Annotated in this window: 19 protein-coding genes; 9 read left to right on the forward strand and 10 right to left on the reverse strand. The window is 59.1% G+C overall.

Annotation, left to right across the window (positions count from 1 at the left end; all coding sequences use genetic code 11):
• Positions 1–35: 35 nt before the first annotated feature.
• Together queF and emfA are read right to left on the reverse strand one after the other, a co-directional pair.
• Positions 36–500 carry a preQ(1) synthase gene (queF, locus tag JNB85_RS22210; protein WP_220336456.1) on the reverse strand — a complete coding sequence of 155 codons (465 nt, stop codon included), beginning with the start codon at positions 498–500 and terminating at the stop codon, positions 36–38.
• Positions 500–1,414 (reverse strand): CDF family cation efflux transporter EmfA, encoded by a 915-nt coding sequence (emfA, locus tag JNB85_RS22215; RefSeq protein ID WP_220336457.1) that lies wholly within the window; start codon positions 1,412–1,414, stop codon positions 500–502. The genes queF and emfA overlap by 1 nt, the downstream gene beginning before the upstream one ends.
• A 253-nt stretch (positions 1,415–1,667) precedes the next feature.
• Between emfA and JNB85_RS22220 the strand changes: the two genes are divergently transcribed.
• The 4 genes from JNB85_RS22220 (at position 1,668) to JNB85_RS22235 (ending at position 3,730) form a co-directional block, all read left to right on the forward strand.
• Positions 1,668–2,162, forward strand: a complete 495-nt coding sequence (locus tag JNB85_RS22220; RefSeq protein WP_220336458.1) for a MarR family winged helix-turn-helix transcriptional regulator — start codon at positions 1,668–1,670, stop codon at positions 2,160–2,162.
• Positions 2,159–2,839 (forward strand): GNAT family N-acetyltransferase, encoded by a 681-nt coding sequence (locus JNB85_RS22225; RefSeq protein WP_220336459.1) that lies wholly within the window; start codon positions 2,159–2,161, stop codon positions 2,837–2,839. The genes JNB85_RS22220 and JNB85_RS22225 overlap by 4 nt, the downstream gene beginning before the upstream one ends.
• Before the next feature lie 104 nt (positions 2,840–2,943).
• Positions 2,944–3,465, forward strand: coding sequence for a hypothetical protein (locus JNB85_RS22230; protein ID WP_220336460.1), 522 nt, complete (start codon positions 2,944–2,946; stop codon positions 3,463–3,465).
• 100 nt (positions 3,466–3,565) lie between these two features.
• Positions 3,566–3,730, forward strand: coding sequence for a DUF1328 domain-containing protein (locus tag JNB85_RS22235; RefSeq protein WP_007824505.1), 165 nt, complete (start codon positions 3,566–3,568; stop codon positions 3,728–3,730).
• A 75-nt stretch (positions 3,731–3,805) separates the two neighbouring features.
• On the opposite strand, the gene JNB85_RS22240 is transcribed toward JNB85_RS22235, so the two are convergent.
• Positions 3,806–5,995 carry an anthranilate synthase gene (locus JNB85_RS22240; protein WP_220336461.1) on the reverse strand — a complete coding sequence of 730 codons (2,190 nt, stop codon included), beginning with the start codon at positions 5,993–5,995 and terminating at the stop codon, positions 3,806–3,808.
• Between the two features lie 267 nt (positions 5,996–6,262).
• On the reverse strand, positions 6,263–8,491 hold the full coding sequence (locus tag JNB85_RS22245; RefSeq protein ID WP_220336462.1) for a TonB-dependent hemoglobin/transferrin/lactoferrin family receptor: 2,229 nt from the start codon (positions 8,489–8,491) through the stop codon (positions 6,263–6,265).
• Between the two features lie 262 nt (positions 8,492–8,753).
• Between JNB85_RS22245 and JNB85_RS22250 the strand changes: the two genes are divergently transcribed.
• Complete coding sequence (locus tag JNB85_RS22250; RefSeq protein ID WP_338050344.1) at positions 8,754–9,677, forward strand: extensin-like domain-containing protein; 924 nt, start codon at positions 8,754–8,756, stop codon at positions 9,675–9,677.
• A gap of 81 nt (positions 9,678–9,758) precedes the next feature.
• On the opposite strand, the gene JNB85_RS22255 is transcribed toward JNB85_RS22250, so the two are convergent.
• Positions 9,759–11,438 (reverse strand): formate--tetrahydrofolate ligase, encoded by a 1,680-nt coding sequence (locus JNB85_RS22255; RefSeq protein ID WP_220336463.1) that lies wholly within the window; start codon positions 11,436–11,438, stop codon positions 9,759–9,761.
• 172 nt (positions 11,439–11,610) lie between these two features.
• On the opposite strand from JNB85_RS22255, the gene JNB85_RS22260 reads away from it, so the two are divergent.
• A complete protein-coding gene (locus JNB85_RS22260) occupies positions 11,611–12,138 on the forward strand; it encodes a TIGR00645 family protein (protein ID WP_220336464.1) in 528 nt (175 codons plus the stop codon).
• A 63-nt stretch (positions 12,139–12,201) separates the two neighbouring features.
• Here the strand turns inward: JNB85_RS22260 and JNB85_RS22265 are convergent, their stop codons facing one another.
• Positions 12,202–12,474 carry a hypothetical protein gene (locus JNB85_RS22265; RefSeq protein WP_220336465.1) on the reverse strand — a complete coding sequence of 91 codons (273 nt, stop codon included), beginning with the start codon at positions 12,472–12,474 and terminating at the stop codon, positions 12,202–12,204.
• Between the two features lie 247 nt (positions 12,475–12,721).
• The gene (gene putA / locus JNB85_RS22270) at positions 12,722–15,838 is read right to left on the reverse strand and encodes a bifunctional proline dehydrogenase/L-glutamate gamma-semialdehyde dehydrogenase PutA (RefSeq protein WP_220336466.1); all 3,117 of its coding nucleotides are present in this window, start codon (positions 15,836–15,838) and stop codon (positions 12,722–12,724) included.
• Positions 15,839–15,950: 112 nt separating this feature from the next.
• On the opposite strand from putA, the gene JNB85_RS22275 reads away from it, so the two are divergent.
• The 3 genes from JNB85_RS22275 (at position 15,951) to JNB85_RS22285 (ending at position 17,792) form a co-directional block, all read left to right on the forward strand.
• Positions 15,951–16,412, forward strand: a complete 462-nt coding sequence (locus JNB85_RS22275) for an Lrp/AsnC ligand binding domain-containing protein (RefSeq protein WP_113428410.1) — start codon at positions 15,951–15,953, stop codon at positions 16,410–16,412.
• A 146-nt stretch (positions 16,413–16,558) separates the two neighbouring features.
• Entirely contained in the window at positions 16,559–17,284 is a 726-nt protein-coding gene (locus tag JNB85_RS22280; protein WP_220336467.1) for a helix-turn-helix transcriptional regulator, read from the forward strand.
• A gap of 46 nt (positions 17,285–17,330) precedes the next feature.
• The gene (locus JNB85_RS22285) at positions 17,331–17,792 is read left to right on the forward strand and encodes a PAS domain-containing protein (protein ID WP_220336468.1); all 462 of its coding nucleotides are present in this window, start codon (positions 17,331–17,333) and stop codon (positions 17,790–17,792) included.
• Positions 17,793–17,854: 62 nt separating this feature from the next.
• Here JNB85_RS22285 and JNB85_RS22290 read toward each other — a convergent pair whose 3' ends face one another.
• The 3 genes from JNB85_RS22290 to JNB85_RS22300 all read right to left on the reverse strand — a co-directional run bounded on the left by JNB85_RS22290 (position 17,855) and on the right by JNB85_RS22300 (position 20,876).
• A complete protein-coding gene (locus JNB85_RS22290; RefSeq protein ID WP_220336469.1) occupies positions 17,855–18,976 on the reverse strand; it encodes a DUF2333 family protein in 1,122 nt (373 codons plus the stop codon).
• Positions 18,977–19,128: 152 nt separating this feature from the next.
• Complete coding sequence (locus JNB85_RS22295) at positions 19,129–20,202, reverse strand: hypothetical protein (protein WP_220336470.1); 1,074 nt, start codon at positions 20,200–20,202, stop codon at positions 19,129–19,131.
• A 71-nt stretch (positions 20,203–20,273) separates the two neighbouring features.
• A complete protein-coding gene (locus JNB85_RS22300; protein ID WP_220336471.1) occupies positions 20,274–20,876 on the reverse strand; it encodes a thymidine kinase in 603 nt (200 codons plus the stop codon).
• Positions 20,877–20,975 lie beyond the last annotated feature (99 nt).

Here is a 20,975-nt window from a genome sequence, read left to right on the forward strand (position 1 = left end):
CCGGATCGATTGCCCGGGCCAGGCCCGGCCGCCGCTTACCCACGCCCACGATAGGTCGCAACACCCTGATCCGGCAGCCACACACCTTCCGGCGGCTTGCCGGTCTGCCAGAAGACGTCGATCGGAATGCCGCCGCGCGGATACCAGTAGGCGCCGATGCGCAGCCATTTCGGATCCAGAAGCTCGACGATCCGCTTGGCGATATAGATCGAGCAATCCTCGTGAAAGGCGCCGTGATTGCGGAAGGAATGCAGGAAGAGCTTCAGCGACTTCGATTCCACCAGAAATTCGTTCGGAATGTAATCGATGACGATATGGGCGAAATCCGGCTGTCCGGTCATCGGGCAGAGCGACGTGAATTCCGGCGCGGTGAAGCGAACCACATAGTCGGTTCCGGCATGATTGGACGGCACTTTTTCCAGAACCGCCTCTTCGGGGCTTCTGGCGGTTTCCGTCTGCTGGCCCAGCATCGAAAGGCTGGAAACGTCTGTCTTCGGCATTACGCCTCCTTGATCACTTTGACGCGGATGCCATGGGCCTTTTCGCCCTCCGGCTCCACATGAATGGCAATTGTCGAGCCCGAATGCGCGGCTCGAATGGCATCTTCAAGGCGATCGCAAATATCATGCGCTTCCCGCACAGTCATCTTCGCGGGCACGACGAGATGAAAATCGACGAAGGTCACCGACCCGGCGCGCCGCGTCTTCAGGTCATGCACGCCGATGGAGCCTGCCGCATGGGTAGTGATCGCCTGCTTGATCGCCTCCTCCTCCTGCGGCTCGACCGCCTGGTCCATCAGCCCGCCGATCGACTGCGAGATCACCTTCCAGCCCTGATAGAGGATGTTGAGCGCGACGAGAATGGCAAGAATGGGGTCGAAGATCGCATAACCGGTTGCAAGCGCCAAAAGCAGGCCAACGAGTACGCCGACGGAAGTGACGACATCCGACATGATGTGCTGCCCGTCCGCCGTCAAAGCCGCAGAGCGATGCCTGCGTCCCGTGCGGATCAGAAGCCGCGCCCAGACCGCATTGATGACACCGGCGGCGAAGTTGATCGCAAGACCAAGCACTGGCGCCTCGAGCATGCGTGGATCGACGAGATGGTTCACTGCCTCCTGCACGATCAGCAACGCGGCTACGACGATCATCGCCCCCTCGGTGACAGCGGACAGATACTCCGCCTTGTGGTGGCCGAAGGGATGATCGTGGTCGGCGGGCTTCTGCGCATAGCGGATGACGAAAAAGGCGATGAAGGCCGCGACCACATTGACGAAGGATTCCAGCCCGTCCGAGAGCAGAGCCACGGAGCCCGTTACCCACCAAGCGACCATCTTCAGCCATAGAACGCCGAGCGACAGGGGAATGCCCCAGAACGCCAGTTTCCGCACCGTGAGATTGCTCTCGTCGTTCATATCGTCCCCCTGCGGATGCGAATGAATTGCAGCATTTAAGCCATTGAAACGCAAAACCGCCCGCGCGGAAATCGCGCAGGCGGTCAATGCGGGTGATATGGGCAATCCGGTTCGAAAAGTCAAAGGCTTTGCCACATCGCCGCCAAAGCCAGATCCATCCCGTAAGAAGGCCGTCGTCAGCCGTTTGATCATTTGACGCAAACTCCATAAACGGTTATATAACTTGTTATGCAATTGGAATAAGGAGCCTGTCTTGGTTGAAGATGTCGTGAAATCGCTGGGCTACCTTTGTCTCGGCAGCCGCTTCCGCCGCATCGGCGAGCGTTTGCAGGCTGACACGCAACACGTAATCGAAGAACTGGGCGTCTCCATCCAAGCCGCCCAATATCCGTTCCTCAGCGCCATCGACAGGCTCGGCCCGCTGACCATCGGGGAATTGGCGCAAGCAGTAGGCATCACCCAACCTGGTGCCACACGCACGGTTTCCCAACTCATCGAAGCCGGCTTGCTCGATATGCAGCCTTCATCGGAAGACCAGCGACGCAGGGTCGTCTCGCTGACGAGTGGGGGCCATGAACTCGTCGATTATTCGAAACAACATGTCTGGCCGCGGGTTGCGGCAGCCGTTGCCGATCTCTGCGGGGATCTCGACGGCCCGCTGCTTGAACAACTTGCTGCGATTGAGGATGGGCTCGCCGAAGCATCGCTCATTCGCCGTGCCGGCGTCGCACGGGAGAAAACACCATGAGCCATATCCTCGACCGGCCAATCTGGAATGCGCTCCAGACGACGCATGCCGATCTTGCCGAAGGCAGCGAACTCGCGATGCGTTATCCGCCGTCGATCGTTCCCTTCGCCGCCGCTGCCGACCGCACGCGTGAAAGCCTCGAAGCGCTCGAAAGTCTGCCGGCTGCAGATGAAGTCATGGCGATCGTCGAAGCCGGCCCGTGTACTATTTCGGATGGCCTGACGGTTGTCACCGAAGGCAGACTGGTGCAGATGGTCGCCGAGCGGCCCTATGAACGCATTTCCGACAGCAGGCTGCAGCGCCTGACCACCGACGATGCGGAGGAGATGCTGGCTTTGGCGACGCTGACCAAACCCGGTCCTTTCACCCTTCGTGCCCAAAGCCTCGGAACCTTCTGGGGCATCAAGATCGACGGCCGTCTCGTCGCCATGGCCGGACAGCGGCTGCGCCTGCCTGGATTTGGCGAGCTCAGCGGCCTTTGCACCCATCCTGATTTTCAGGGCCGAGGCCTCGGCACCCTGCTCTTCCGCTTCGTCGCCGGCGAAATTTCCGCCAGGGGCGACACCGTCTTCCTGCACGCCTACCGCACCAATACGCTGGCCATAACGCTCTATAAGGCACTCGGCTTCAAGCTGCGGTCGGAAATGAACCTGCGTGTCGTCAAGCGCCACGCATAGGTTACGAAAATGCCACAGGCTAACGCTTTTGCCATTTGCGCCATGATAGCGTCCCAATTGCGTGGTGTTGACGGCCTTGCAGTCAATTGGGGACCGCGTGAGACATGCATTGGATCAATCGTTATATCGACCAACCGTTGCTCGACGGTGCGGCAAGCTCCTTACGCGCCTGGCACATCCGGACCGGCCTGTCGCCGGAACGGTTGGAGCCGCTCTGGAACATCGTCGTGACCGGCCTGCTGGTCTTCGCGGCCGGGCATTTCCTCGCTGGCCCAGCACTTCTTCTGTGCTACGGCGGCCTCGTTATGCTCGCCCTACCCTCGGCCTGGACGCTGTTCACCGGCCGCAATGCGGACGACTATAACATCGCCGCCTACAAGAGGCTCAGGACCAGGGCTTTCATGAAGCGAGAGGCGGAATGGGCCGTCCGGCTCGCCATCCTGTTCACCGCTGCCTGCCTTCCCTTCCTAACCCGCTCCGGCGATCCGTCCGCAGCCTATTTCATGATCGGCGCCAGCCTCTGGTTCGTGCTGACGGGACCGGCCAGATCCTATCTGGCGGCAGCAGAACCGCCCATGCCGCGCGATGGCGACCCGTCCTTCAAGGCGGATCTGCAGTTCGGCTGAGCAAAGTTAAATCAGCGCGCAATTCAATTGTCGCAGCGGCAATGGAACGAACGGCTCACGCTTCCGTTATCCTTGCCAGCAGCAGACAAAGGAGATCGTGATGCTGTACTATGCTCTGGTATTTCTCGTCGTAGCCCTGATTGCAGGCGTCCTTGGATTTGGCGGCATCGCCGGCGCATCCGCTTCGATAGCCCAGGTTCTGTTCTTCATCTTCCTGGTGCTGTTCGTCGTATCCATCGTCGCCCGGCTCATGCGGCGCGTATAGACTGACAATTCAACGCACATAAAAAACCCGCTTCCGGCGGGTTTTTTATTGATTGTCGCTTTGCAGGATCGGCGTTCAGGCCGCCTTGGTCTTAGCTCTCCGGGCGAGATGCGCCACCACATTCTCGATCATCCGCATGCCGGCATCACCACCGAGCGTCATGATCGATTCCGGATGGAATTGCACGGCAGCGATCGGTTCCTTGGCATGTTCGATACCCATGATCGTACCGTCTTCGCTTTCAGCAGTAATGACGAACTCCCGCGGCAGCGTCGAAGGATCGGCAAAGATCGAGTGATAACGGCCGACCGTCACCTCTTTGGCAAGGCCGGAGAAGACGATGCCCGGCTCCAGCACGCGGATGCGCGACGGCTTGCCATGCATCGGCAGCGCCAGATGGCGAAGCTCGCCGCCATAGGCTTCCGCAAGCGCCTGCAGGCCGAGGCAGACGCCGAAGATCGGCAGGTTGCGTGCTCGCGCCTTCTTGATCGTCGCCTTGCAGTCGAAATCCTTGGGATTGCCCGGGCCAGGCGACAGCACCACGAGATCCGGATTCAGTCGATCGAAGATTTCCTCGGGCACCGGCGTGCGCACGGTCGAAACTGTGGCGCCTGTCTGACGGAAATAGTTCGCCAGCGTGTGCACGAAACTGTCTTCGTGGTCGATCAGCAGGATGTTGATGCCCTTGCCGACGGAAGCGACGTCGCGTTGGGTCTTGCCGGAATTGCCCGTCTTGGCATCGCGGATTGCGGAAAGCATGGCAGAGGCCTTCAGTTCGGTTTCGGCTTCTTCTTCGTCGGGAATGGAATCGTTCAGCAGCGTCGCACCGGCGCGCACTTCGGCAATGCCATCCTTGATGCGCACGGTGCGCAGCGTCAGGCCGGTATTCATGTCGCCGTTGAAGCCGACCATGCCGATCGCCCCACCATACCACGCGCGTGGGCTTTTCTCATGGGATTCGATGAAACGCATAGCCCATAGCTTCGGCGCGCCGGTGACGGTAACTGCCCATGCGTGGCTCAAGAAGCCGTCAAAGGCATCCATACCGTCCCGCAGGCGGCCTTCGATATGGTCGACCGTGTGGATAAGACGCGAATACATCTCGATCTGGCGGCGGCCGATGACCTTGACGGAGCCAGGCTCGCAGACGCGGCTCTTGTCGTTACGGTCGACATCCGAGCACATGGTGAGCTCGGACTCGTCCTTCTTGGAATTCAGGAGCTTGAGGATCTGCTCGCTGTCGGCGATCGGATCGTCACCGCGCTTGATCGTGCCCGAGATCGGGCAGGTCTCGATGCGGCGGCCGGAAACGCGCACGAACATTTCCGGCGAAGCGCCGACGAGATATTCCTGGTTTCCGAGATTGATGAAGAAGGAATAGGGCGACGGATTGATCGCCTTCAGCCGCTTGGAAATGTCCGAAGGCTTGCTTTCGCAACGCTCCATGAACTTCTGGCCAGGCACCACTTCGAACAGATCGCCCTTTCGAAAGCTCTCCTTCGCCTTGACGACGAGCTCGGCATATTCGCCCGGGCGATGATCGCTCTTCGGCGGGATGGCGTCGGTGCGGATGAACGGTTCGGCAGCAATATCGCCTGCCTTGCCCTCGGTCGTCTTGCCATTCTTGGCGAAGTCGTAACGATCGACCCAAGCCTTGGCGGCATAGTTATCAACGACGAGGATTTCATCCGGCAGGTAAAGCACCATGTCGCGCTGGTCGGAAGGCCGCTCCAGCTTCAGGCTGATCGCGTCGAACTGGAAAGCAAGATCGTAGCCGAAAGCGCCATAGAAGCCGATGCTGGCATCGGCCTGCGAATGGAAGAGATCGGTGATGGCGCGAAGCACCGTAAAGACCGTCGGCATCTTCGAGCGCTCTTCTTCGGTGAAGACACGGTTCGGCAACTTGACCGTCAGATCGAGCCTGCGTGCCGTGAGTGCGCCGAGTTCAAGCTCACTGACCGTCTTCAGCCGCTCGACGATGAACTCGAGGATGACTTCGCCGCGCTCATTATAGGCTTCGATCCAGACATTGCGGCCGAAGGAAGAAACACCGAGCGGCGGATCGACGACGGCCGTATCCCAACGCGTGTAGCGACCGGGATATTCATAGTTCGACGAGAAGACCGCGCCGCGCCGCTCGTCGAGCTTGTCGACATAGGACGAGACAGCATCAGCATAGGGAATGGCCCGCCGTTGCCGGGTGACGGCAATACCGCCTTTGGTCTCGTAGATTTCCGCACCATCATCCCGCAGGATCGTTACCATAGTTCCACTCCGTTATCGGGCCCGGACGAAAGGCGGCCTTTGAAACAAAAAAGCCGCCTCGAAGTTTCGGGCGGCTCGTTCGTCGTCTTTGGACACGATTGGTCGAGGCCGCCTCAGCGAGCCCACCACCAAACTGCAATGTTCAAGGACTTCTTCATGGGCCAAATTGTTAGCCTGAGATGAAGCCAAGCGCAAGAGGCGATCACCTCACGAAAAAGGGCGGCCCGAAAGCCGCCCCGACCCCAGCCTGATAGGGCTGATTCTTGCTTAGAACGTCTTGGTGACCGAAATCTTGAAGGTACGACCCGGTTCCGAATACCACTCCTTCGGCTGCGAAGAACTTGAACTCAAATTGACGTCGCGAACGGCGAGAGCGTTGTAATATTCCTGATCGAAGATGTTGTAGACGCCGCCTTGGATGCGAAGCCCCTTGACCTGTTCAGGCGTCCACCATGCCGTCAGGTCGACGATGCCGTAACCCGGCGCGTCGAACGAGGTCGTCGCGTTGTCGTTGCCGGTCATCTGCGACGAGAGAGTCGAAGACAAGTCGAATCCGTACTCATCATTGCTCCAGCCACCGCCAATGATGGCCTTGAACGGCGCCACAGAGCGCAGCCGCTCCTGCGTATCGTCATTGCGGCCGTATGTATAAGCAAGCGACGTGTGAAGGTTCATACCATTGTCGAACGTCTTGATCAGGTTCGCTTCGAGACCGGAAATGGAAGCCGAAGATACGTTCGTGTAGTTGAAGGTCGTGAAGCCGGTGGCATCGACCGTCGTAACCGTTTCGATGAAGTTCTGATAACGGGTGTGGAAAGCCGCAACGCGACCCTGGAGACCACCGGTATCGAAATTCGCACCGATCTCAACTCCGCGGCCAATTTCCGGGTCGAGATCCGGATTACCCAGCTGGGCATAGCGACCTGTCGGATTGTAGAAGCGGCTATAGAGCTCATCGACGGTCGGTGCGCGGAAGCCAACGGCCAACTGCGCATAGAGCTGAACGTCAGGGGTCAGGTCGTAGGTCGCAAGCAGCTTAGGTGACATGCCGGCTTCGGTGCGATCGCGCAGATCACCGAAACGGGTAATGCCAGTGTTGGTGGCAAAACCGCCACCGGTCGACGGATTGTAATTGAACCAGTCGAAGCGGAAGCCCGGAGTCAGTGCAAAGCCGGTATTACCGATCTCGATCTTGTCTTCGAACATCAGCGCGAGATTTTGGCTGTCGACATCGGGCACTTCCGCCTGATTATTCAACGAAGGGCACGTTGTCGGTGTCGGGCAAAGCGCCCAGCTGTACTGGGTCCACTTCGACACACCAACGTCAAGGCCGACGCGAACGGAGTGGTTCAGACCGGAATATTCGAAGTCTTTCGTTGCCGTACCGCTGAAGCCCCAGGTTTCGTTTTCGATTTCGTTATTACGGCCATAGGCAACATTAGCTGCCGTGCGACCGCCGCTGCCTGCTTCCTTCTTCAAATCCAGCCAATAGAGTGTGGCCCGAGCACTGCTGAAAAATGCGTCGGAAGACTGCGCTTCATAGTCATAATCGAGCGAAACACGATCGCGGTCGCGCAAGTCACGGCCATCGAAATTGTCGGTCATATATGTGCGACCTGTGCCCTGCTGCTCCCGGAGATCGGTCTTCAGATCGCGCCGGAAACGCTCGGCCGTCAGGCCGATGCGATGGCCGCCTTCGAGATCCTGACGCAGCTTGAAGAGCAGGTTGTGTTGATCGAAATCGGCCGGATCCGCCTCGGTGCGCAAACGGCCGTAGCTGTCATTGTCACCCTTGTTGTCGCGCTCATGTCCCTTCCGATAGCTGCCTTGGAAGAGGATCGACGTATTGCCGACCTTCTTGGCAGCGGCGGCGGAGCCGGCAATGCTGCGGTCTTCGCTGTCATAGGTCGACTTGACGATCGCGCCCCAGTCGCGGTCCTCGGGGATCAGATCCTCGGGCTCGAGCGTATTGAGGACGAAGGCGCCGCCGAGCATGCCCGAACCGCCCTTGCTCGAATCCGCGCCGCGGACGATGTCGAGAGAGGAGAGTGAATCGAAATCGAAGGTATCGCCGCCGCCATTGGCGTTGCTGGTCGCAAAAGCGCCCTGACGAGAGCTGTTGGAAACATAGGGGATCGGGATGCCGTCGATCGTCGTCAGGATACGTGCGCCGGAAAGGCCGCGCAGGTTGAAGCCCGCATCCGCACGCGAATAGTTCACGGTTGCATCGACGCTGCGGCCGAGATCGTCGTAATTCGTGACCTGCTTCTCTTCCAGCTCCTTCTTGTCGATCTGGGTCGCAAGCGGCGTGTCGGCAACACTGCCGGGGGCCGCACGGTTTCCCTTGACCACGATTTTCTGAAGGACGGTTGCGCCTTCAGCATTCGTGGCCGGCGTACTCGCCGGAGCGCTCTGAGCGAAAGACTGTGAAACGGGAAGAACAAGTGCGGCTGCTGTGCAGACCATTAGAACCGAGCGCCAATGCCGGACGATCATAACCTACCCTCAAATGAAAATTACCGGGCTGGCTGTCGTGGCGTGTCAGACGCTCGAGGGGCTGGCTAGGCTTGCGGACGACGGCGGAGATTTCCGCCTTCTTTTTGCCGCATAAAAAACATGAGTTTTCTTGTCAATATATTCCGCAGACTTATCTTGAACAACATCATCAAGTTTTAAGGGATCTCAGGAAACGTTGCGCAATTGCAACGAATCCGCCGTTCTTGCGTTTCCCTTCCGCTCGATCAACGGGAAACGACGTGTGAGAGAATTTCGGAAGATGGCGGTCATTCTGGCCGCACTCGCCCTGCTCCCCGGCGCAAAACTGCCCCGAACCGGCCCCCTGCCTCAGGCAAAGCCGGAAGCAGCAATCGAAGCACCTGCGGCCCCTCAGCCAGAAAAGAAGCAGGAAGAAGAGCAGGTTCCCAAGCCTGCGCCAGCGCAAAACCTCGAAACATTGCCGGCGGCGTCCGAGGTCCCGACACCGCAGCTCAAACCCAGCGAAACCCCGGCGGCGCCAGCCGGCGAAAAATTTGGCCCCCCCTCTCCCGCACCGGAAGACCTGACACCGAAGCCGCCGACTGAACAGACGCTCGAAGAGCAGCATCTGACCGTCGAACCGGAAAGCGATGCGGACCATGCCGAATGCACTAGAGAATTGCAGAGCCTCGGCGTCGTCTTCCGCGAGACACCCCGCATCGACGACGACAACGGCTGCGGCATCGACAAGCCGATCATCGTCTCCCAAGCGCTGCCCGGCATCGCACTGAAGCCCGAAGCAACACTACGCTGCCCAACGGCACTGGCGCTCGCACGATGGATGAAGGGAAGCGTCATTCCCGCAGCCTTGGTCGCTTTGCCGGAAAGCGGCGGTATCACCGCCATCAATCAGGCTTCCGCTTACATCTGCCGGCTGCGCAACGGCGCCGATACCGGCAAGATGTCCGAACATGCCCGCGGCAATGCCATCGATATTGCAAGCTTCAGCTTCAAGAAGGGCGAGGATGTTGCCGTCCGCTCGCGCCGCGATGATTCGACGCTGACAGGGGCATTCCAGCGCACCGTCAGCGCCGCAGGCTGCCTCTATTTCACCACCGTGCTCGATCCCGAGAGCGATGCTGCCCACGAGACCCACTTCCATCTCGATGTGATCGAGAGAAAAGGCGGCTTTCGTTACTGCCACTGAAATAGGAGACGGACCAATGATGATCGCAAGATGGGTATCCAGTTGCGAAAGCCTTGAATCGGACTGTGAAGTGACCGCCGCCTAAAACAGCCCTTCGATATAACCCTGGTCGTTGAGGTAAATCCGCTCCGCCGACGGCGATTTCGGCAGACCGGGCATGGTCATGATCTCGCCGGTGATAACCACCACGAAACCGGCGCCGGCTGACAGCCGCACCTCGCGCACCGATACGATATGCCCCTCGGGCGCACCGCGCAGGTTGGGATCGGTGGAGAAGGAATATTGCGTCTTCGCCATGCAGACCGGCAGCTTGCCGTAGCCCTGTTCCTCCCAAGCCGCCAGCTGATCGCGTACAGCCTTATCAGCCGTCACCTCGCCAGCGTAATAGATCTTCGAGGCGACGATCTCGATCTTTTCGAGCAGCGGTAGGTCGTCGCCATAGAGCGGCTCGAACTTCGCCTGTCCGGATTCGGCTAGCTCCACGACCTTATAGGCGAGGTCCTCGATGCCTTCAGACCCTTCCGCCCAGTGACGGCAGAGGATGGCTTCCGCACCGTGACGCGCGACGAAATCTTTGACGGCAGCGATTTCGGCATCTGTATCAGACGTGAAATGGTTGATCGCGACCACAACGGGAACGCCGAACCGGCGCACATTGGCAATGTGGCGGCCAAGGTTGGAGCAGCCGCGAACCAGCGCCTGAACATTCTCCGCGCCGAGATCGTCCTTCTTAACGCCGCCGTTCATCTTCAGCGCCCGAACCGTCGCCACGATCACGGCAGCATTCGGCTTCAACCCTGCCTTTCGGCACTTGATGTCGAAGAATTTCTCCGCCCCGAGATCGGCTCCGAAGCCCGCTTCCGTCACCACATATTCGCCGAGTTTCAGCGCGGTCTTCGTCGCAATCACCGAATTGCAGCCATGAGCGATATTGGCGAAAGGACCGCCGTGAACGAAAGCAGGATTGTTCTCCAGGGTCTGCACGAGGTTCGGCTGCATGGCGTCTTTCAGAAGTACCGCCATGGCCCCATCCGCCTTGAGATCGCGGGCATAAACCGGCGTCTTGTCGAAGCGATAGCCGATGATGATATCGCCAAGACGACGTTCCAAATCCCTGAGATCGGTCGCAAGGCACAGGATTGCCATAACCTCGGACGCGACGGTAATATCGAAGCCGTTCTGCCGCGGGAAGCCGTTGGATACGCCCCCGAGCGAGGACACCATGCTGCGAAGCGCCCGGTCGTTCATGTCCATCACCCGCCGCCAGGTGACGCGGCGCAGGTCGATATTCTCTTCGTTGCCCCAGTAGATGTGATTGTCGATCATCGCCGCGAGCAAATTGTGCGCCGAAGTAATCGCGTGGAAATCGCCCGTGAAATGCAGGTTGATGTCTTCCATCGGCACGACCTGCGCATAACCGCCGCCTGCCGCCCCGCCCTTCACACCGAAGCAGGGGCCGAGCGAGGCTTCACGTATGCAGACGATCGCCTTCTTGCCGATGCGGTTCAGCCCGTCGCCGAGACCGACCGTGGTCGTCGTCTTGCCCTCGCCTGCCGGCGTCGGATTGATAGCGGTAACGAGGATCAGCTTGCCGTCTTTCTTGCCCTCCTGGGCAGCAATGAACTCGGCGCTGATCTTCGCCTTGTCATGACCATAGGGAACAAGCTGCTCCGATGGGATGCCAAGCTTGGCGCCGATCTCGAAAATCGGCTTCTTTGTTGCCGCACGCGCAATTTCGATATCGGATATGATGGCAGCCATGGATCCTGTTCCCGTTTTCTCTGCGCCCGATTTCTCTATGCGCGATGGACTCGGCGCTTATTTCAATCGGATAGCGAAATATGCCCACCCTGTGAATAGCGCCGCGCCTTGCCCTGCGGCTATTCCATTGTTTATTAGGGGTCAGCGATTCTAAGACTTACGGGGGTAGACCGTGAAATCACTCGAACTTTTGGTCGAGCGCATTATCCTTTCCAGCCGTTGGCTGCTTGTGGTCTTCTATATCGGCCTTGTGCTTGCCTTGGCCGTCTATGCCGTGTCCTTCGCTTCCAAATTCCTGAAGGTCGCAGGAAGCGTGTTCGAGCTCGACGAGGCCGAAATGATCCTCGCCATGCTCGGTCTCATCGATGCGGCACTCGTCGCAAGCCTCATCGTCATGGTGATGATCTCCGGCTACGAGAATTTCGTCAGCCGCTTCGACGAGGCGGAGAAAGAAGGCGAAGTGTCCTTCCTCGGCAAGCTCGATTCCGGCAGCCTGAAGATCAAGGTCGCCTCGTCGATCGTCGCCATTTCCTCCATCCACTTGTTGCAGGTCTTCCTCAACGTCAATCAATATGACGACGGCAAGATCATGTGGCTGACCCTCATGCATCTCGCCTTCGTCGTCTCGGCGCTCATGCTCGGTTTCCTCGAGAAGCTGATGAGTGTGACCTCGAAGAACGACCTGAAGGATAAAGGGTAAAGCCGCAAGAGCCGGAAGCACTGGTGCGCAGCAGAAGCGCGTGTTGCTACGGCCTCCTCAGCATCAATTTACCGATGCCAGAACGATCGCCGCCTCGGATTTCCTGGGGCATCGGACATTTTCCTTCACATTCGGTCCGCAGAAATGAGATCCAGGCTCTTCATCGTCACGGATCGCACCATCGATAATATCGAGCGCGATCGCCTGCGGATAAAGGATATCCCCTCTCCCATCGGGCGGTGTGATCATCATCGTGTCAAATGCATCAGGGCTAACGCCCATTTCCGTGAAATAGCTGTAAAATTCTTCACGATCAGTGTCGGTAAGCGTGTTCATCGGCCGGCTGAGGCCAAGCGCCGAATTTCCTACAAGCCGCAACTCTCCGCCCATGAAAGCAAGCGTGCAGCTCGAAAAACAATACGCACCACCGGTAAAGACCTCCCCTTCGGTCGGCCCGTCTTTTGCCATGCTTGCCGTGCAGCGCGCACGACTAGATTGCCTCAGTTGCATTCCGTCATACGATTAGCAATCGGTTTCAGCGGCAGCAAGCGGAGTTCCAAACACTTGCTGCCGCCTCATTACTTTATTCGCCCATCGCGATCAGGCTGGCATTGCCACCAGCCGCGGCGGTGTTTACCGAGATCACCTGTTCCAGCGCAAAACGCTGCAGATAGGCCGGACCGCCAGCCTTGAAGCCGGTGCCGGAAAGACCCGAGCCGCCGAAAGGCTGGGTGCCGACAACGGCGCCGATCATGTTGCGGTTGACATAGATATTGCCGGTATCGAGCGCGTCGGTGACGGTGCGGATCGTCGATTCGATACGGCTGTGAACGCCGAGCGTCAGGCCGTAGCCGGAGGCCTCGATCTCCTGCAAAACCTTCGGCAATTCCTTCGCCTTCCATTTGACGATGTGCAGAACCGGACCGAAGACCTCCTTGGTCAGTGCGGCAGCCTTGTCGAGTTCGACGATATGCGGTGCAAAGAAGCTGCCGCCAGCAGGCGCCTTGCCGGCAAAACGCACCTTCTGGGTCTTCTGCATGTCGGCGATATGGGCCTCCAGCATGGCCTTCTGCTTGCCGTCGATGATCGGACCGACATCGGTGGTTTCGAGTGCGGGATCACCGAGTTGCAGTTCGCGCGCCGCGCCTTCGATCATCTGTGTCATATGCTCGGCCACGTCCTCCTGCAGGAAGAGCAGACGAAGTGCGGAGCAGCGCTGGCCGGCCGAACGGAAGGCCGAGAGGACGACGTCGTCGGCGACCTGTTCCCCCAGTGCCGTCGCATCGACCACCATGGCGTTGAGGCCACCGGTTTCGGCAATCAGCGGCACGATCGGCCCGTCCTTGGCGGCAAGCGCCCGATTGATCGCCCATGCCGTCTTCGTCGAGCCGGTGAAGGCGACGCCGGCAAGAGCTGCATGCGCCGTGATCGCAGCACCGACGTCAGGCCCGCCAGGCACGAAGAGCAGTGCATCTTCCGGCACGCCCGCCTTGTGGAACAGTTTGACAGCCTCATAGGCGATCAGCGGTGTCTGCGGTGCTGGCTTTGCGAGCACCGCATTGCCGGAGACGAGAGCAGCCGAAACCTGCCCGAGGAAGATCGCCAGCGGGAAATTCCAGGGCGAGATGCAGGCAAAGACACCACGGCCGCGCCAGAGGTAACGATTGTCCTCACCTGTCGGCCCCGGCATCTTGGTAACAGTACCGAACAGTTGGCGCGCCTCACCGGCATAATAGCGGCAGAAATCCACGGCTTCGCGCACCTCGGCAACGCCGTCATCCAACGTCTTGCCGGCTTCTGCAGCGAGAAGCACCAGCAGCCTGTCGCGGTTCTCTTCCATAAGATCGGCCATTCGCTCCAGCGCCGATGCGCGCTCCTCGACGGAACGGCGCGACCATGCCTTGAAACCCTTGGTGGCAACAGCAAAAGCCTTGTCGATATCGGCGGCAGTAGCGTTGCGAATGGAGCCTACCGTCTTCGAATGATCGGAAGGCGAAATGACGGGGACATCTGCACCACCTGCCGCGACGCCGGGGATGAGCGGCGTGGCGGAAATAGCGGGAATACCCTTGCTGATACTGCCCATTAGCCTATCAAGCGTCGCCCGATGGCCGAATTCCAGTCCGGAGCTGTTCTTGCGCTTGCCGTAGAGCTGCAGCGGCATCGGAATCTTGGAATTACGGGCGCTGGCGCCGACGTCGAATTGCAGCTTGTCGGCAGGCCGCTCGAGCAATGCCTTGACCGGCACGTTCTTATCACCGGCCATAGCGACGAAAGAGGAGTTGGCGCCGTTCTCGAGAAGACGACGGACGAGGTAGGCGAGCAGATCGCGATAACCTCCGACCGGCGCATAGATGCGGCAGGCGATCCGATCGTTGGTTTCAAGCAGATGGTTGTAGAGGCTCTCGCCCATGCCATGCAGGCGCTGAAACTCGAAGCCGGAGCGGTCATTGCCGGCAAGTTCCAGAATGGTAGAAACCGTCAACGCATTGTGGGTGGCAAACTGCGGAAAGATGCGCGCCCGCTTGGCAAGCATGTGCTGCGCGCAGGCGAGATAGGAAAGATCCGTCGCCTGCTTGCGTGTCCAGACCGGATAATCATCGAGCCCGCGTTCCTGCGCCCGCTTGACCTCCGTATCCCAATAGGCGCCCTTGACCAGTCGCACCATCATACGACGGCCAAGCTTTGCGCAGAGTTCGTCAATATAGTCGATCACGGCGACGGCGCGCTTCTGATAGGCCTGGATCGCGAGACCGAAGCCATCCCAGCCGGCAAGCGACGGATCGGAAAAAACGGCGGCGATAACATCCAGCGAAAGCTCCAGCCGGTCAGCCTCTTCGGCGTCGACGGTGAAATTGAGCTGGTGGGCTTTCGCCATCTGCGCGAGCTTCAGCAGATCCGGCACCAGCTCCTTCATCACCCGATCGCGATGCGTGGCGAGGTAACGCGGATGCAGCGCCGAAAGCTTGACGGAAATGCCCATCCGGTCGGGCAGATACTTGCCCTTGCCGTTCTTCGCCATCCAGCCGCCGATCGCCTCGATCGCCACGGCATAGGACTGCCAGTAGCGCTTGGCGTCCTCAGCCGTGCGTGCGCCTTCGCCCAGCATGTCGAAGGAGTGGCGATAACCCTTCTCCTCGCTCTTGGCCGCACGGTTCAGCGCATCCTTGATCGTCTCACCGAGCACGAAATGATGGCCGAGGAAGCGCATGGCCTGCTTGGTGGCGTTGCGCACGGTCGGCAGCCCCATGCGCTTGACGAGGCCTCGCACCACGCCTTCGGGCGTTTCGCCGGGGCGGATGATGCGGGCGGAAAGGCCGAGCGCCCAGGCCGATGCCGAGACGAACCAGCTATCGGCCTTACCCTCATGTTCGCTCCAGCCGCCCTCCTTCAGCTTGTCCTCGATCAGCTTATCCTGCGTCAGCGCGTCGGGCACGCGCAGCAGCGCTTCGGCAAGTACCATCAGCGCCAGACCTTCCTTGGTGGAAAGCCCATACTCCCTGAGGAAATCCTCCACGCCGCCGATCGATCCGGAATTGCTGCGGATCGCCTCGATCATCCCGCCGGCGCGCTTGTCGATCGCCGCATCCTGGGAGGCCGAAAAACGTAAGTCTTCGGCAAAACCGTGCAGCAGGCGATCGTCGTCACCGGCAAATGGAGCGTTGAACGGTGCAAAAGGCGTGAAAATCTGGGTCGGCATGAACTGTTCTCCGTGATTTCGGCAACATAGCTGTTCATTCGTGGTGTTTTTCACTAAACTGAGCCCCGCCAACATGATCTTCGCCTACCGACTCCCTGAAAGGCCGCGAAAGATGAAAGAGCTCGACCGTCTCGACCGCAAGATTCTCCGTGCGCTGCAGAAGGAGGGGCGGCTCTCCAACATTGAGCTCGCCGAACGCGTCAACCTGTCTCCCACGGCGACTGCAGAGCGCGTCAAGCGGCTCACCCGAGACGGTTACATCACCGGCTATATGGCAATCCTTTCGCCGGAAAAGCTCGGCCGCAGTCTCCTCGTCTTCGTACAGGTGAAGCTCGATCGTACCACACCTGACGTTTTCGACGCCTTTGCCGCGGCAGTAAAACGCAGCGACGACGTCATGGAATGTCATATGGTCGCAGGCGGCTTCGACTATCTTGTGAAGGCGCGCATGGCCGGGATGGAAGCTTATCGCCAGTTCCTCTCCGAAGTGATTCTTTCCCTCCCCGGAGTACGCGAAACACACACCTATGCGGTCATGGAGGAGGTAAAAGGCACAGCCCTTCTACCCGTATAGCTCAAACATCAACTTAAACGCGTTTTTCATCTGGTTAATTTTTCAGAAAATGAATTAATCAGCGCCAGCTAAGTCAATTAGAGCTAGCGTACAACCGGATTTATGTATTTCATATTGGTCACATAGGGACTATGCGGGGGCATATAATGTCTTACATGACTACCTCTGAAAGGCATTCATTGCTGTCAAGCGAATTGGCAGGGGCGCGTACGCGCGGCCTCTTCGTGCAAACGCTCGCAAGGGTGGCCGCCGCATTCGGTTTTCAACATGCCACTCTGCTGAACGCGCCGACAATAGAAGATTTGCTGCTCAAGCCGCTGATCATCGAGAGTTCGCTTCCGGTTTCATACATCAGAGATTTCGACCGCGGGCATATGCTGCGCGTCTCACCCTTTGCCGCACGCATGAGGGAATCGGTCGTGCCGCAGGTCTGGCATCTCAACGACCCCGGTGACGCCCAGTCTTTCCCCGCCGGCGTCAGGAACTTGATGCTGCAGCACGGCATGACTACCGGCATTGCCATGCCGATTAACTCCCCCGATGGACAGCGCCTCGCCTTCTGGTTCGCCGGCGAACGCACGTCCCTCGGCCAGGCCGAGATCAACGAGCTTGCGATGGTCTTTCTTCACGCCCTCGACACCTACAACAGCGTCAAGCGCAATGAGGTGAGCGCCCATAGCGCGCTCTCGGCCCGCGAACTCGAGGTCGTGCGGTGGACGGCGCAGGGCAAAACCTCGATCGAGATCGGCCAGATCCTGGCGCTATCGGATCATACGGTAAATGCCTATATGACCAACGCAATTAAAAAACTCGATTGCGTCAACCGCACCCAGTTGGTAGCAAAAGCCATCCGATTGAAGCTGATCAACTGAGGAATCAGAAGAGAATCAGCGCGTCGTCCCGAATTAGGGGGAAACCGTGCCTCTTCGTTTCGAACAGCCAGCCGTCGAACATCGGCTGCAATCTCGCGCCCACATCGGCGTTACCGATGCCGAAGCGGTGACGATGTTCGCCGCCTACCGCCTCTTCGGCTTTTGGCGGATGGACCTTGAGACCGGACATTTCTTCGCCAGCGAAGACGTCCACCAGATCTTCGATCTTCCCTACAGTGACGGTCCGGTCAACCTGACCGAGCTCATGTCGCGCATCCATGAAGAAGACCGGTTGCTGATCGCCGAGACCTTCGAGCAGGCCAGCCTCTACCGGGTAGGCTTCCATTATGTCTATCGCGTCGACAACAGACACGGCGGCTACAAGATGGTGCGCTCGGTCGGGCAGTTCCGCGACGACGTCAGCGGCGGCGGCATCGTCGGCATCACATATGAGTTTGTAGAGAAGCTGCGAATCGTCGGCTTCGAGGACGGCGGCACTCCGATTTAACCGGGAAGCTTGGTTTCGAAGAGTTAGAGCGTCTTTGTGCGCCCGAATGGCCGCGCGGCGCTCTAACGGTCCAGCACTGAGCGGATTTCAACGAGGTTCGATCGAACCCTCAATATATAGAAGCCCATCGTGGCGAGGTGGCTCGGCATGATCCAGCCGTCCTCTCGTCCGTTGGAGATGATTGCCGGCTGAATGCGAAGTGCCGCCTGAAATTGCCGTGTCGTGCCGGCCCAGATCGCCCCGAGGTTTCGCTCCGACACAACCTGAGAGAAATCCGCCTGCGCCGCCGACAGAATCGCGTAATAGGCGTAGAGCTGGCCATAGGCGAACCAGAACCGATCGTCGGCACGCGTGTCGAACCAGCCACGATTGTGGTTTTCCGAGCGCTCGGCCAGCATGTCGGAGGTGCTACCGAGATCGTTGGCGATGCGGTCGATGAACTGCATCAGGTTGTCGGCACGGCCGTCGAAGACCGCATTGCAGCCGGCGAGATCGGTATTGAACTTGCGCAGACTGTCGATCGCCGCGCGATAATAGGCCGGCGTCGGCGTCTTTGGTCCAAAAGGACTGAGGCCGAAATACCAGCTAGATTCATCGAATTGCAGGTTGCCGCGCGCACTTTGCAGATCATTGTTGATCCCTGATGTGCCGCGCACGCGCCCCAGCGTGTCGACAAGCTCCGCCGATGTCCGACGAAGCGCCTGGTTGATGCCGCGCTGGAAGGAGGCCTTGTTGTCGAAGAAGGGTGTATGGTCCCAATCGATGCCGAAGAAGCCCATCTTGTAGAGCACCATCGACGATATCCAGGCGTTCTGGTTGACGTTAAAATCCGTCAGATCGGCCGCGACATCGACGATCGCCGAACGCTGGCAGGTCTTGGCGGCAGTTCCGTCCGCCGCTCGAATTTCCTGCCCTACCGGTGCCTTGCGATCGGAAAGGCGGTACTGATCCACGAAATTGGTATTGAAATTCGACCAGACCTGCGTCTGCCAGACGAAATAACCGTAGAGGACGACGAGAAGTGCGAGAAACGCGATGATCGGCAGCCGGATCATCCAGGTCCGCCGTGCATACCATCCGTGCGCAGCCATGAATGGCCAGATGGCCCAGGCGGCGAAAAGGCGAACCCAGCGGCTGACCGTCTTGCCGATCAGTCTGAAAAAACCGGTAATCCGGTCGAGCATCGTCGTCTCCTGTCAGGCGGCGAAAACGGGGATATCCTTTCCACCCACATATGCGCTTGATGGCCCAAGTACAACAACAGACAAGGATATTTCGGCCAAACGGCAAGCGAACCAGACGTGACAGATCGGATGCGCCTTCCCTCGCCGCCCTGTTAGGAGCGCAGCGAACGGAAGAAGCCGAGCCCGAACGTGGGAGATTTTCGCACCACATCGATCAGTGGCGCGTCCGAGCGCTCCTCGGCATAGGTGGGAAATTTCCGCGCAAATTCCTGGTCTGCGCGGCTCTTTCGCTGAACCAGATCCTGAGGCACCAGCATGCCCTTTTCGAAAAGCGCGATGGATGCGGCGATATAAGGAAAAAGCTCCGGCTTGATCCTCACCTTCATGCCTGGACGGTCAGTATCGACTTGCGCCTGATAGATGATGAGGCGCTCCTCGGTATCGACCGAAAGCTTGCGAATGAGCACGTTGCAGCTGGCGATACCGCCATTCAGCCTGTCGACGAAGGCCTGGAACATGTTGATGAAGCGTTCGCGCCGCTGGCTCTCGTCGCGCATCGCATGTTCTTCGACGGAAATGCGCTCGGCTTCCGCTTTTAGCGCCAGGCGCTCCGCCTCCATCTGCTCCCAGTGCGCCTTGTTGCCATAGACGCCGATGCGCCCCTGCGTGTTCAATGCCTTGGCGTTGAGCTCCTTCATCCGCATCCGTGCTATATCGATCTCGTCGACCAGCCGTCGCCGGTGCTCCACGATGTCGAGGAGACCAAATTCGGCGCTCTTGTGACGCGCGGCAAGGGATCGCCTCTGGCCATCGAGCAGCGCCGCCAGAAGATCGGATTTCGTCAGAAGATCGAGCAGTTGCTCCACAACCGGCGCCTCCCGCACCCGCGCGCTATGCATGCGCCACATGCGCTGTCGGGAAAACCATCCGGCCATCTTTTCGCGCCGTGTCAGCCCGCGAAAACTGTCGAGATCGGCCGAAACCTTTGATGTCAGCCGGTCGAGGGAAAAAACGAGCTCGGCAAGCAGCACGTCGAGCGCGGTACTGTCGCTCAAGAAGGCCTGAAAACGCGCATTCTGCTCCAGGAAAATCTCGTCGGATGAGCGCGACCCATCGCCATCGAAACCTGCGATGCAGGCAGCACAATAATCAGCCTCGCCAGCCGTCGCCTCGGCTAGGTCACGGGCGGCATTGTACTGGCTATCGAAAGGCGGGCTTTTGCGCACCGGGCACTCCCAGGGAATCTCCGTTCCAGACTATTCACTTGTTGCTTCAAAGAAAACAGGCGTGGATCTATTCAGACCGGCTCGGCAATCCATTCGCCGTTCATTGCATCGTCCCAATGGCGGCGACACAACGAAACATATTTCTCGTTCCCGCCGACATCGATCTGCGCGCCCTCATGCAACACCTTGCCTTTGGTATCGAGCCGCACGACCATGGTCGCCTTGCGCCCGCAATGGCAGATGGTGCGCACTTCCCGCATCTCGTCGGCAATCGCCAGCAGTTCCTGCGAAGCCGGGAAGAGCTTGCCCTGGAAATCCGTCCTCAGGCCGTAGACCATCACGGGAATACCAAGCCTGTCGACCACGCGGGCAAGCTGCCAGATATGATCGCGCGTCATGAAATGCGCCTCGTCGACGAAGACGCAGGAGATCGCCTGTCCTTCACTGCTGAGTTTGCGGACCAGCGCGTAGAGATCACTGTCACCCTCGAAAGGAATGGCCTCTGCTTCGAGCCCGATGCGGGAACCGATGACGCCCCGGCCCACCCGATCGTCGAGGGCCGCGATCAACAGAACGGTGCGCATGCCGCGCTCCTGATAGTTATAGGAGGCCTGCAGCAGCATGGTCGACTTGCCGGCATTCATCGTCGAGTAGTTGAAATAGAGCTTTGCCATCGGATTCTCCTTATCTGGCTTCTTGAAAGGTGGAGAACGCAAAGAAAAGCCCCGGCAAATCGATAGTCACAGGAAATCCGGCGATGAAATCGCCAAAAG

This window comes from Rhizobium mesosinicum (assembly GCF_019511345.1).
GTDB lineage: Bacteria > Pseudomonadota > Alphaproteobacteria > Rhizobiales > Rhizobiaceae > Rhizobium > Rhizobium mesosinicum.